The organism is Oscillibacter sp. PC13 (assembly GCF_900115635.1).
In the GTDB taxonomy this organism is placed as follows: Bacteria; Bacillota; Clostridia; order Oscillospirales; family Oscillospiraceae; genus Oscillibacter.
Genome location: NZ_FOXE01000018.1, coordinates 31,696 through 44,579, shown reverse-complemented (window position 1 = coordinate 44,579; position 12,884 = coordinate 31,696). Strand labels below are relative to the sequence as shown.

12 protein-coding genes are annotated in these 12,884 nt (G+C 59.1%); 5 read left to right on the top strand and 7 right to left on the bottom strand.

From position 1 onward, the window contains the following. The first annotated feature begins 187 nt into the window (after positions 1–187). Positions 188–1,447 carry an HlyC/CorC family transporter gene (locus BMZ81_RS11090; protein WP_091132107.1) on the top strand — a complete coding sequence of 420 codons (1,260 nt, stop codon included), beginning with the start codon at positions 188–190 and terminating at the stop codon, positions 1,445–1,447. Positions 1,448–1,546: 99 nt separating this feature from the next. Further along, positions 1,547–2,593, top strand: coding sequence for a putative ABC transporter permease (locus tag BMZ81_RS11085; protein WP_091132047.1), 1,047 nt, complete (start codon positions 1,547–1,549; stop codon positions 2,591–2,593). A gap of 174 nt (positions 2,594–2,767) precedes the next feature. Here BMZ81_RS11085 and BMZ81_RS11080 read toward each other — a convergent pair whose 3' ends face one another. Genes BMZ81_RS11080 through BMZ81_RS11070 form a run of 3 tightly spaced genes read right to left on the bottom strand, consistent with a single transcriptional unit; the run spans position 2,768 to position 4,616 of the window. Beyond that, the gene (locus BMZ81_RS11080) at positions 2,768–3,385 is read right to left on the bottom strand and encodes an ABC-2 transporter permease (protein ID WP_091132045.1); all 618 of its coding nucleotides are present in this window, start codon (positions 3,383–3,385) and stop codon (positions 2,768–2,770) included. Further along, positions 3,382–4,236 carry an ABC transporter ATP-binding protein gene (locus BMZ81_RS11075; protein ID WP_091132043.1) on the bottom strand — a complete coding sequence of 285 codons (855 nt, stop codon included), beginning with the start codon at positions 4,234–4,236 and terminating at the stop codon, positions 3,382–3,384. Before BMZ81_RS11075 ends, BMZ81_RS11080 begins: the two co-directional genes overlap by 4 nt. After that, a complete protein-coding gene (locus BMZ81_RS11070; RefSeq protein WP_091132041.1) occupies positions 4,233–4,616 on the bottom strand; it encodes a GntR family transcriptional regulator in 384 nt (127 codons plus the stop codon). The genes BMZ81_RS11075 and BMZ81_RS11070 overlap by 4 nt, the downstream gene beginning before the upstream one ends. 168 nt (positions 4,617–4,784) lie before the next feature. Here BMZ81_RS11070 and BMZ81_RS11065 point away from each other — a divergent pair, with 168 nt between their 5' ends. From BMZ81_RS11065 to BMZ81_RS11055, 3 genes are all read left to right on the top strand, one after another. Further along, the gene (locus tag BMZ81_RS11065) at positions 4,785–5,765 is read left to right on the top strand and encodes a leucine-rich repeat protein (protein WP_091132039.1); all 981 of its coding nucleotides are present in this window, start codon (positions 4,785–4,787) and stop codon (positions 5,763–5,765) included. 144 nt (positions 5,766–5,909) lie between these two features. Continuing rightward, positions 5,910–7,274, top strand: a complete 1,365-nt coding sequence (locus BMZ81_RS11060; protein WP_091132036.1) for a vWA domain-containing protein — start codon at positions 5,910–5,912, stop codon at positions 7,272–7,274. A 56-nt stretch (positions 7,275–7,330) separates the two neighbouring features. Then, positions 7,331–8,863 carry an ATP-binding protein gene (locus tag BMZ81_RS11055; protein ID WP_091132034.1) on the top strand — a complete coding sequence of 511 codons (1,533 nt, stop codon included), beginning with the start codon at positions 7,331–7,333 and terminating at the stop codon, positions 8,861–8,863. A gap of 125 nt (positions 8,864–8,988) precedes the next feature. Here BMZ81_RS11055 and BMZ81_RS11050 read toward each other — a convergent pair whose 3' ends face one another. The 4 genes from BMZ81_RS11050 to BMZ81_RS11035 all read right to left on the bottom strand — a co-directional run bounded on the left by BMZ81_RS11050 (position 8,989) and on the right by BMZ81_RS11035 (position 12,870). Then, on the bottom strand, positions 8,989–10,065 hold the full coding sequence (locus BMZ81_RS11050) for a branched-chain amino acid aminotransferase (protein ID WP_091132031.1): 1,077 nt from the start codon (positions 10,063–10,065) through the stop codon (positions 8,989–8,991). A gap of 436 nt (positions 10,066–10,501) precedes the next feature. Then, positions 10,502–11,038: a 2-oxoacid:acceptor oxidoreductase family protein gene (locus tag BMZ81_RS11045; RefSeq protein ID WP_091132029.1), complete on the bottom strand. Its 537-nt coding sequence runs from the start codon at positions 11,036–11,038 to the stop codon at positions 10,502–10,504. Between the two features lies 1 nt (position 11,039). Beyond that, the gene (locus tag BMZ81_RS11040; RefSeq protein WP_091132027.1) at positions 11,040–11,798 is read right to left on the bottom strand and encodes a thiamine pyrophosphate-dependent enzyme; all 759 of its coding nucleotides are present in this window, start codon (positions 11,796–11,798) and stop codon (positions 11,040–11,042) included. Between the two features lies 1 nt (position 11,799). Next, positions 11,800–12,870, bottom strand: coding sequence for a 3-methyl-2-oxobutanoate dehydrogenase subunit VorB (locus BMZ81_RS11035; RefSeq protein ID WP_091132024.1), 1,071 nt, complete (start codon positions 12,868–12,870; stop codon positions 11,800–11,802). Positions 12,871–12,884 lie beyond the last annotated feature (14 nt).

Sequence of the window (12,884 nt, the reverse complement as noted above, 5' to 3'; positions counted from 1 at the left end):
TACCACTCAATTAGTCGGCCGCCGTGCCAAGAAAGGAACTGTGGAACAACCGTGGATCAACCTCCGTTACCCACCCACATATGCCTGTTTGTATCAGGACAGTCTGCCTCAAAAGGGGGTAAGACTGCCCTTTTTTGCGCCTGCGGCCAAAATTTTGGAGTTTTTTTAAGGAGTGATGAAGTTCCTCATGGACCCTTCCAGTCTGACGATGACCGCTGCAATCGTGATGCTCATCTGCCTGTCGGCCTATTTTTCCGCTACGGAAACAGCCTTCTCCAGTCTGAACAGAATCCGATTGAAGAGCAAGGCCGAAGCCGGAGACCGCCGGGCGGCCTTGACGCTGGAGCTGGCGGAGGATTACGACCGCCTGCTCTCTACCATCCTCATTGGCAACAATATTGTGAACATCACCGCCACCACCGTGGGCACGGTGCTGTTTACCAAACTGGTGGGAGAGGGATATGGCCCCACCGTCTCCACCATCGTGCTGACGGTGGCGGTGCTGATTTTTGGGGAAATTTCACCCAAAAGCATTGCCAAGGAGTCTCCGGAGCGCTTTGCCATGTGGTCGGCCCCTGTCCTGCGGATATTTTTGGCTGTGCTGCGGCCGGTAAATTTCCTTTTTGCACAGTGGAAGCGGCTGCTCAGCCATGTGTTCCATACGGCAGATGATCCCGGTATTACCGAGGAGGAGCTGATTACCATGGTTTCCGAGGCGGAGAGCGAGGGTGGCCTGGATGCACATGAGAGCGAGCTGATTCGGTCGGCCATCGAATTCAGCGATTTGGAGGCAGGGGATATTCTGACGCCCCGGGTGGATTTGGTGGCCATTCCGGAGGATGCAGCCATGGAGGCTGTGGCCACCGCTTTCGCGGAGAGTGGATACTCCCGCCTACCGGTATACCGCAGGAGCATTGACGAAATTGTGGGCGTGCTCCATGAGAAGGACTTTTACGCCGCCCGCTACCGGGGACAGAATACGCTGAAAAATGCCGTTGGCCCGGTGCACTACACCACGCCCAACGCCCGCATCGACCAACTGCTGCGGGTACTGCAGAAGGAAAAGGTCCACATGGCTGTGGTGGTGGATGAATACGGCGGCACAGAGGGCATCGTCACTATGGAGGACATCATGGAGGAGCTGGTGGGCGAGATCTGGGACGAACACGACGAAGTGGTGGAGCAGTTCCGAAAACAGGGGGACGGCAGCTATCTCATTGACTGCAGCGCGGATTTGACGGATCTCTACGACCTCTTTTCCGTCCGCGGCGGAGACTGCGATGCCAGCACCGTTTCCGGCTGGGTGATTGAGCAGCTGGGCCGGGTCCCCAAGGATGGGGATCGCTTCCAGGCTGATGGGCTGGATGTGACGGTCACCCGGGCGGATCAACGCCGGGTGCTGGAAATTCGGGCCAGTGCGCCGGGCCGCGAGATGGCGGAGGTTTGAATTTAGACACCGCGCGATCTTTGGTGATTGTGGCGCCGCGGCTTCCGTGGTAAAATTAGAACGGGAGTTATCATGTAACAGAAGGAGCGTTGCGAGGGGATGCATGTCTATTCAACGGGCCAGTGGGTGCTGCTATTTTTCTTTTACTGCTTTTTGGGCTGGGTGTGGGAGAGCTGCTATGTCTCTTTGAAACAGCGCCATTGGGTAAACCGCGGTTTCCTGCATGGACCGCTGCTCCCCATCTATGGCTCCGGTGCCATCATCATCCTGCTGGCTACCATTCCGGTGGAGGATGATCTGCGGCTGGTATTTTTACTGGGCATGCTGGCCGCCACTGCGCTGGAGTATGTCACCGGGGCGGTGATGGAGCGGCTGTTTAAGGTCCGGTACTGGGATTATACAAAGCAGCCCTTCAACTTGAATGGCTACATCTGCCTTACCAGCTCCATCGCCTGGGGATTCTTTTCCATCCTGATGGTGCGGTTTATCCACCCGCCCGTTGCCCGGCTGCTGAAGGATGTACCGGCCTGGTGTGTGGATCCGCTGGCATTGCTGCTGACAATCGCCTTTACTGTGGATGCGGTCCGATCCGTCCAGGCGGCTATGGATCTGCGGGAGGTTCTCACTAGGATGACAGAGGAGAACGAGGATTTGCGGCGTCTGGCCAAGCGGGCGGAGGTCTATTCTGCCTTTGCCGGGGAAGAGCTGAGAAAATTCCGGGACCGGACAGAGGTGGAGCGGCTACTGCTCCAGGACCGGATAGAAGCGGAGCGGCAGCAGCGCCAGGCCCGCGCCGCGCGGGCGCTGAAGCGCCAGGAGTTGATGGAGGAGACGCTGCGCCGCCGCACAGAGGCCAAGCTGGAGGCGCTCCGCAACATTGCGGAAGTGCTGGAGAGCTGTCGGGATCATCTGGAGGATGCCAGGGATTTGACGGAGGAAATGCTGGCCAAGCGCAGGGCGGACTTGGAAGAGGCCATCGAGGGACTCCGCCGGCGGGAGGAAGCCGTCCGTACCAAAACCATTCAAACGTATCAGCGCTCCCTGCGGATTCTGCGGGGAAATCCCTCTGCTAAGGCAGGGGAGTTTGCCGAGGCACTGGAATCTCTGCGGAAGCTGGGAGAGATCCGCCGGAGCAAGGATAATTGACGGCTGCTGAAAGCCTGACAAAAAACCAGCGCGGTCCGGTATGCGGATCGCGCTGGTTCTTTATGACAGCAGAGCATTTCCCAGCAGGGCCAGAAGAGCCGCCAGGTCATCCTGGCTGATATCCGGCTGAAAGAGAACGGGAGAAGGGGATTCTTCCATGCGGCGCCTCCTCTCTCAGCGGCTGTGCCGCCGGTAAAACCGCAGGGACAAAGGAATGGACACCGCATTCAGCACCAGGGCGGCAGCGGCCATCGCCGGAATCAGCCAAGCGGGAAGCTGTGTGCCGCCGTAACTGGTGGAGATGATGGCAATCGAACTCAGTGCTCCGGCACTGCCGCAGACCAGGAAGATGAAGAGAAACATCACCACCCGGCCCTTTTCCACGCCAAAACGGAACAGCGGCGGCAGCATGATGGCGACAATGCCAAGTGCCGCGCAGCCGGCCAGAAGGATCAGTACAGGAGAATAGCCGCCGGAGGTGGGCTGCCAGAAGAGGGAAATCACACCTTGAAGAAGCAGAGAGATCACTGCGGCTGCCGCCGTTGCCAGCCAGCCCAGTACATATTTGCTCAGAACGACGTCCCGGTCTGCATAGGGCATCATCGCGGCCAGCTGATCCCATTTGCTGCGCTCGTCATAGGCGCCAGCGGTATAGGGCAGCATGGCGGCGTAGACCACGGCGAAGAGATTGTTGAAGGAACTGGGAATGGCGGAAAAAATCAGGATGATCAGAAGAAAAATCCGCATCTGCTTCCACAGTACGTAAAAATCTTTCATCAGCAGCGCTTTCATTGCCTTTTTCCTCCCTTGACCAAAAAGAGAATGACATCTTCCACCGTAGGCCGATCCAGAACCAGCGTGGCAGGTACTTCGGACCGCTTTACCAGTGCCCGGACGCCGCCATAGCCGCTGCTCTCCCGGCCGATAACGGCCTCCGGCACCAGGCTGTCCGCCTGCCCAGAGGTTCCCGTGAAAAGGCCGTAGGTCTCCAGCAGCCGGTCTTTTTCGTCACAGAACAACAGCTGCCCCTGATGGAGAAAGGCAATATAGTCGCACAGCTTCTCCAAATCGGAGAGAATATGGGAAGAAATCAGAATGGAGTGCTCCTCCTGACGGGTAAACTCATTGAACAGCTCCAGAACCTCGTCCCGGACAATGGGGTCCAGCCCGGCGGTGGCCTCGTCCAGCACCAGCAGCTTCGGACTGTGGCTCATAGCCACGGCGATGGCCAGCTTCATTTTCATACCCCGGGAAAAATCCTTGAAGGCTTTTTTCAGGGGAAGGTCGAACCGCTGGAGATAGGCGCGGTACTGATCGGCGTCCCACCGGCGATAGGTCTTTGCCATTACCTTCCCCACCTGGGCGGCATTCAGAACCTCCGGGTAGTAGGCCTCGTCCAGCACGACGCCCACATCCTCCTTGACACTGAGAAACTCGGGAGAGGACGTATCCACCCCAAGAACAGCGGCGCGGCCGCTGTCCGGCTGCAGCGCGCCCATCAGCAGGCGGATGGTGGTGGATTTTCCAGCACCGTTTTCTCCGGCCAGACCGCAGATGGTGCCGCTGGGGACCGCCAGGCACAGATCCCGGATGGCAAATCCGCCGAAGCTTTTGTTGATATGGGACAATTCAATGGCATTCATATGGTTGACTCCTCCTCTGACAGGATGCGCAGCATTTCATGCAGCTCCGCGGACGACACGCCGCAGGCGGCGGACAACTCCACAGCGGCAGAGAGATGCGCTTCCAGCTCCTTCAGCTGCTGTTCCCGGACCAGGTCTAAATTTTTTTCCGACACAAAGCAGCCTTTGCCCGCCACGGTGTACAAAAAGCCGTCGGCCTCCAGCTCGTCATAGGCCCGCTTGGTGGTGATGACGGAAATGCGCAGATCCTTGGCCAGCGCCCGGATGGAGGGCAGCGCTGTCCCCGGCTGCAGCGCTCCGGAGAGAATCAGGGCTTTGATCTGAGTATAAATCTGGTCGTAGATGGGTTGATTGGTGGTGTTTCGGATGATCAGTTCCATGGAAATCCTCCGTTCGTACTGTACATGTACAGTATATACAGTATGAACGGAATGTCAAGAGGAAATGAAAAATATTTTTGCAGCGATATTTTATGGACCTTGCACCTAGGAAAGCGGCGAAAACTGTGATATACTGCAAGCTCAGAAAGAGCAGGGAGGCAGCGACGCGTGGAAATACTCAGGGGCGCCAACAACTGGAAACTGATTTGCCGCCGGGACAGGGACGGGGTGACGATTCTGAAGGCCTCCACCTGCGACTGCCGGGCGGCCCTGCCGGAGACGATTTGGGATCTGCCGGTGAGGGCGCTGGGGGATCACGCCCTGGCCCCCGGTGCCTTTGAGGCCCTGGACGGTACGGAGATTTTAGTGACCTGCGGCCCCGTCACCGGCGGCGAGGAGTGGGACACTCTGAAGCTGCAGGAGCTGTGGCTGCCGGACAGCCTGGAACGGGTGGGGGATTACGCATTTTTCAACTGCAGGCAGCTGAAGCGGCTGCACCTGCGGGACACGGTCCGCTATTGGGGCGGCGGTGCCCTGATGAACTGCCGGGTCCTGGATACCTTTGATCTGGCCTGCACCGGTCAGGAGGGGGAGCTGCTGGCCTATTTTGCCGGAGAACTGCCGGCCGAACTGGATGTGACGCTGACGGAGCCTGATGGAGAGACTGTCCGGCTGATTTTTCCGGAATACCAGGAGATTTATGAGGAGAACTGCCCGGCACACCATTTTGATTACAACATCAGCGGGGCGGGCTATGCCTATCATCACTGCTTTTACCAGAAAAAACTCAACCTGAAGACCTACGACGAATTGTGGCGGCCCATGCTGGGCATGGAACACGACCCGGACTGCGCGCTGCGCCTGGCTTTTTACCGCCTCCGGATGCCCCGGGATCTGGAGGCTGGAGCGGAAGCGGACTATCTTTCCTACCTGCGCAGTCATACGGCGGAGGCCGCGGAGTGGCTGCTGCGGGAACGGGATACGGCGGGCCTGCAATTTTTGCTGCAGCGGACAGAGCCGGATCGGCCAACGCTGGCGGCTGCCTGCGAGCTGGCCCGCACCGCCGGTGCATCGGAGGCCCTGGCCCTCCTTCTGGAAGAGCAGCACCGGCGGTATCCGACCGGGGCGGAAAAACGGTTTGACCTGTAAAGCGCGGGCGATCCCTGCGCCGCCGCGGAAGCGGCGCACAAGGGGATTGACGGATCCAAACCCTTGGCGCAAGGCGGAATTCAGTTCCACCGCGCAGGGGAGGGGAAACCATTCGGCAGACGTGTGGAAAGGAGGGGACGGAAGATGGCGGAGCAAAAAAATCTGACGGAGATTGGTGCGGAAATTTTGGCGACAGCCCGGAACCAGCTGTATCTGAACCTGCCCTATCTGGATGTGGCGCTGTGCGGCCTGGCCTTCCAGCCCGGCGGCGGTGTGACGGATACGCTGGCCACCAACGGAGAGGTACTGTATTATGACGGCAGCTACCTGTCGGAGCGCTATCTGCGATCTGACCGGTATGTGAACCGGGCCTACCTCCATGTGATTCTCCACTGCATGCTGCGGCATCTGGCCAAAAAGCGGGGACGGCGGGAGGAACTGTGGGATCTGGCCTGCGACATCGCGGTGGAGAGCATCCTGGACGAGCTGCCCTACCCCTGCCTGAACGCCGGACATACCCCTCTGAAGCAGAAGGTCTACGGGGAGAACCGGCAGGAGATGAAAGTGCTGACCGCCGAAGGAATCTACCGTCGGTTGCTTCGCCAGGACCTGCCGGCATATGAGCTGGCACGGCTGCAGCGGGCCTTCCTGGTGGATGACCACGGGCCCTGGGTGCCGCAAAACCAGGACCAGCAGGAGCAGAGCCAGCGGCAGGATGAGCGGTGGCAGGGCAGCGCCGAGCAGACCCAGACGGGGCTGGAAACCGTGCTGGCAGGCGTGGCCACCGGCGCAGAGGCGGTCCGGCAGCAGCTGCAGGTGGCCAATCGGGAAGGCGTGGACTACCGGGCCTTTCTCCGGCGGTTTGCCGTTCCCCGGGAGGTTATGGAGGTGGACGGCGACGGCTTTGACTATGGCTTCTACTCCTACGGCCTGCGGCTTTACGGCAATATGCCCCTGGTGGAGCCTCCGGAGACGAAGGAGGAGAAGCGGATTGAGGACTTCGTGATTGCAGTGGATACCTCCATGTCCACCTCCGGCGAGCTGGTGCGGCAGTTTTTGGCCTGTACCTACGCCATCCTCCGCAGCATCCAGACCTTTACCAGGAAGGTGAACATCCGCATTCTCCAGTGCGACGATCAGGTGCGATCCGATACGGCCATTCATCGCCTGGAGGATCTGAAGGACTATATGGATCACTTCGAACTGGTGGGCGGCAGCGCCACGGACTTCCGGCCGGTGTTTGCCCATGTGGCGGCACTCCAGGCCGCAGGGGTCTTTACCAATCTGCGGGGACTTTTGTATTTCACCGACGGCATGGGCGTCTATCCACAAAAACGCCCGCCCTATGACACGGCGTTCGTCCTGCTGCAGGAGCCTGGTCTGGACGTCCAGGTACCGCCCTGGGCTATCCGGCTGGTGCTGGATGTGCCGGAGCTGGAAGAGACTGTGCGCCAGGCAGCGGAGGAAGCGCCGGATTTGATTGACTTGAGCGAGCTGCCCCAGCTGTAACAAGAGAAAAAACCGCCGCGGGCCGGAGCGGCCGGCGGCGCTGCGGAGGAACCAATATGAACATCAAACAGGCAAAGCAAGAAATTTCCAATACGCTGAAGGCCTATCTCACCCGGGACGAGCTGGGAAATTATCTGATTCCAACCATCCGGCAGCGGCCCATTCTGCTGATGGGCCCTCCGGGCATTGGAAAAACGCAGATTATGGAGCAGATTGCCGCCGAAACAGGGGTGGGCCTGGTGGCGTACACCATTACCCACCATACCCGGCAGAGTGCCATTGGCCTGCCCTTTATTGAAAAGCGCACCTATGGCGGACGGGAATTTTCCGTCACCGAGTACACTATGAGCGAAATCCTGGCCTCCGTGTACGATCTGATGGAGAAGACGGGCTTAAAAGAGGGTATCCTGTTCCTGGACGAAATCAACTGCGTGTCCGAGACGCTGGCGCCCATGATGCTGCAGTTCTTACAGTGCAAAACCTTCGGCAACCAATCCCTGCCGGAGGGCTGGACGATTGTGGCGGCGGGCAACCCGCCGGAGTATAACAAGTCTGTCCGGGACTTCGATGTGGTCACCCTGGACCGGGTAAAGCGCATCGACGTGACGGAGGACTTCGCTGTATGGAAGGAGTACGCCTACCGCCGGGGCATTCACGGCGCCGTCATCTCCTATCTGGACATCAAGAAGGAGCATTTTTACCGCGTGGAGACCACGGTGGACGGCCTGCAGTTTGCCACGGCCCGGGGCTGGGAGGATTTGTCGGAGCTGATTGGCGCCTATGAAACGCTGGGCCTCCGGGTGGATCGGGAGGTGGTGGGCCAGTACATCCAGCTGCCCCGTATCGCCAAGGACTTCGCCAACTATCTGGAGCTGTATTACAAATACCAGCAGACCTATCATGTGGAGGAGATTTTGCAGGGCAGCTGGAAGGCTGTCACCATGTCCGAGCTGCGGGCCGCGCCCTTTGACGAAAAGCTGTCCGTCATGGGACTGATTCTCAGCCGGCTGGCGGAGGAGAGCGGCCGTGTCCGCGGCCAGGATGCGCTGACCACGGCCCTGCATACCGATCTGCTGGACTTGAAGGAGCAGCTGGCCGCGGGGGCGTCCCCGCTGGAGACGCTGGCGTCGCTGATTGCCGGGCGGCAGACCGAGGTCAAGCGGGCCAAGGAGGCCGGACAGCTGGACAAGGAGACCCGGAACCTCTGCCAGCGGGAGATCCAGACCCTGGAGCGATACCGGCAGGCGCTGCAGCAGGAGGGAATTTCGGACGGCGACACGGCAATGGCGGCTGTCCGGGAGTGGTTCAGCCGGGAGATCGAAAGCCGGAAGAAGCTGGGAGAAGAGACGGGCACGCTGTTTGCCAATGCCTTCCGCTTCCTGGAGCAGACCTTCGGCGACAGCCAGGAGCTGGTGATTTTTGTTACGGAAATCACCGCCGGATACAACACCAGCTGGTTTGTGGAGAATTTCGGCTGTGACGCCTATTTCCGCCACAACCGGGAGCTGCTGTTTGACAACACCCGCCACCGGATTCGGGAGGAGATTGCCCAGGCCCGGACGGCGGAGGAAACAGAGGCTCCTGAGTGAGGGAGATCTCGCGCCCCGGTACTGCCGCTGCCTGAGCGGGAGATGAAGCCGGTGGAGCTTTGGCATCAAAAAAAGAGTGTGCGGACGATGCCGCACACTCTTTTTTGCTTGGAATGGTGATGAAATCAGCCCTGGCAAACGGGGACAATCCAGCCCTTGGTGTCAGGAATCTTGCCCCACTGCATGCCGGTCATGGTGTCGTACAGCTTTTGGGTGACGGGACCGATTTTGCCCTCACCGATGAAGATCTTGTCGCCCTTCCAGTCCAACTCCTTGACGGGAGACACGACAGCGGCGGTGCCGGTGCCGAAGATCTCCTCCACCTTGCCCTCGTGGCCGGCCTTCATCAAATCGGCGATGGCCAGGTGATCCTCAACAACCTCATAGCCCCAGTCGCGCAGGAGCTCGATGCAGCTGCGGCGGGTGACGCCCGGCAGCACCGTGCCGTTGCAGGGAGCGGTGTAAATCTTGCCGTCAATCTTGAACATAATGTTCATGCTGCCGACTTCCTCTACATACTTCTTCTCCACGCCATCCAGCCACAGAACCTGGGCGAAGCCCTGCTCCTCAGCCATTTCGCCGGCCTTGATGGAGGCGGCGTAGTTGCCGCCGCACTTGGTAAAGCCGGTCAGGCCGGGGGCGGCGCGGATATACTCATCCTCCACATAGATCCGGACGGGGTTGATGCCCTCGGCATAGTAAGCGCCGGAGGGGGAACAAATGATGCAGAAGGTATAGGTGGGGCTGGCGTGAACGCCCAGCGCCACATCCGTGGCAAAGGCGAAGGGGCGGATATACAGGGAGGCACCGTCAATGTGGGGCACCCAATCCTTATCCACTTCCACCAAGGCCTTGACGGCCTGGACATAGTCCTCCACGGGAACGGGAGGAATGCACAGACGCTCGGCAGAATCCATCATCCGCTGGCCATTGCACTCGGGACGGAACAGCTGGATTTTGTTGTCGGCGGTACGGTATGCCTTCATGCCCTCAAAAATCTCCTGGGCATAGTGCAGCACTACGCAGGCGGGATCCATGGTAAAAGGCTGGTAGGGGACGATCCGGGGATCGTGCCATCCCTGCCCCTGGGTATAGTCCATCAGGAACATATGATCGGTAAACAGCTTGCCAAAGCCCAGCTTGGTCTCGTCCGCGGGCTTGGCCTTTGGGGTTGTGGTTCTGGTGATCTTGATATCCAGCATGTCAGTGTTCTCCTTTTATATTCTTGAAGTTTTGCCGTTCAGAATAAAATAAAAGACCTCCGCTTCACCTGCGTATCCGCAGGAGAGGCGAAAGTCAAACTTCCGTGGTACCACTCTCATTGCCGTCCCGTAGGATCGGCCGCTTATCTGCCCTGATATCGGTGGGCTTCCGGTGCGGCGTACTGGGAAAATCCGTTCCGCCTACAGCTCCCGGGTGAGACCGGCGGAAAGCCCCCTGCTGCCTTGCACCTGACGGCAGCTCTCTGCAAGAGGAAAAAATCCGCGGCATATCCCGTTCATTGCATCTTCATATAATGGATATTATCTCATTTATACGCCCGCAAACCGGTAAAGTCAATCGGTAAAATGCACATAAAAAAGGGAGAACCGGCAAAATTGCCGCCGGTTCTCCCCCGTGCCTGCGTCCGAAGCGGTGTTATTGAACACAGGCCATGCCGCGGCGAAAAGCCTCAATGTTCAACGGCACCAGCTTTGCCTTGGATCCAGTGAACATATGGTGAATCATGGCTTCGATTGTTTCGGGCTTCAGAAGCCCCGTCTGGGCCACATATGCACCCAGCATCACCATGTTGCCCACTTTGGGATTGCCCACCTCCTCCGCAATTTGGGAACAGGGAATATAGTAGGCGTGCAGATCCGTACGCTGGACCTTGTCGGTGACCACATCGCTGTTGACAAACACCGCGCCGCCCGGCTGGACGCCAGCCTCAAATTTCGCCAGAGAGGGTTCGTTCAGGGCGATGAGCTCCGTGGGATGTGCAAACACCGGGGAGCCCACAGGCTTATCGGAGAGCACCACGGAGCAGTTGGCGGTGCCGCCCCGCATTTCGGGGCCGTATGAGGGAGCCCAGGTGACATTTAATCCTTCGGCCATGCCTGCCTCCGCCAGATTTTTGCCGATGGCAAGTCCCCCCTGTCCGCCAAAACCGGAAATGATGATTTCTCGTTTCATCTTATTTCACCTCCGCCTGTTTCAGTGCCGTTTCCTTGATAACGCCCAGAGGATAATAGGGAATCATATTGTTCTTCAGCCAGTCGATGGCCTTCAGCGGGGTCATGCCCCAGTTGGTGGGACAGGTGGACAGCACCTCAATAAAGGTGAAGCCCTCCCGGTTCATCTGCTTTTCAAAGGCCTTCTTAATGGCCCGCTTCGCCTTGTTGATGTTGGCGATGTCGGTGACGCAGACCCGCTCGGCATAGACACAGCCATCCAGTGTGGACAGCATCTCCGCTATACGGATGGGCATGCCCGCCTGCTCCACAGTGCGGCCCGACTGACAGGTGGTGGCCTTTTGGCCAATGAGGGTAGTAGGGGCCATTTGGCCGCCGGTCATTCCATAAATAGCGTTGTTGACGAAAATCGTGGTAAATTTCTCTCCCCGCATAGCGGCGTGAACAATTTCCGCGGCACCGATGGAGGCCAGATCTCCGTCACCCTGGTAAGTAAAGACCGCCTGGCTGGGATGGGTGCGCTTAATGCCGGTGGCCACAGCGGGCGCCCGGCCGTGGGCGGCCTCCTGCATGTCGCAGTTGAAATAGTTATAGGCAAAGACGGAGCAGCCGACAGGGCATACGCCGATGGCATCGTCCAGCAGGCCCAGCTCCACCAGGGACTCGGCCACCAGCTTGTGAATGATGCCGTGGTTGCAGCCGGGGCAGTAATGCAGCTCCGCGTCTGTCAGACCTTTGGACTTTTCATATACGATTGCCATCTCACTTGACCTCCTTCAAGGCCGCCTTGGCCGCATCAACCATTTCCTCCACGGTAGGCATCACGCCGCCGGCGTGGCCTAGGTAATGGATGGGCTTTTGCCCTTCCACTGCAAGCCGGACATCATCCAGCATCTGGCCGCTGGAACTCATCTCCACATCCAAAAAAGCTTTTACGTGGCTGGCAGCCGCCAGGTTGTGAAGGGCCCTTTCCGGGAAGGGCCACAGGGTGACGGGGCGGAAGAGACCGACCTTCACGCCCTCGGCCCGCAGCGCCTCCAAAGCGGTCAGGGCAATCCGGGCAGGCGTACCGTAGGCGGTAATGACAATCTCCGCGTCTTGGCATTGATGCTCCTGCCAGCGGGTTTCGTTCTTCGCCATGGCCGCGTACTTTTCCGCCAGATGGTGATTGTGGCGGTCGCAGTCCTCAGGAGCCATGTACAGGGAGTTGATAATGTTGTTGTGCTCCCGGCTCTTGCGCCCGGTGGCGGCCCAGTCCTTGGGGGGGAGTTTTCGTTTGGGAATGGGATGCCATTCAATGGGTTCCATCATCTGGCCGATGAGGCCGTCACAGACAATCATAACGGGGTTGCGGTACTGGTCGGCGATGTCAAAGGCCTCCTGAACAAAGTCCACGGTTTCCTGAACATTGGAGGGAGCCAGCACCAGCGTCCGGTAATCGCCGTTGCCGCCGCCGCGGGTGGCCTGATAGTAGTCACCCTGTCCGGGCTGAATGGTGCCAAGGCCTGGGCCGCCCCGCATACAGTTGACGATGACACAGGGCAGTTCTGCGCCGGCGATGTAAGAGATGCCCTCCTGCTTCAGGCTGATGCCGGGGGAGGACGAGGAGGTCATGGCCCGCATACCGGAACCGGCAGCGCCGTAGACCATGTTGATGGCCGCCACCTCAGATTCAGACTGGACAAATACGCCGCCGTGCTGGGGCAGATGTACGGACATGTACTCAGGGACTTCGCTCTGCGGGGTGATGGGGTACCCGAAGAAACAGTCACAGCCGGCCCGAATGGCGGCCTCGGCGATGGCTTCATTGCCTTTCCAAAGTTCTTTTTCCACAGTTCACAACCTCC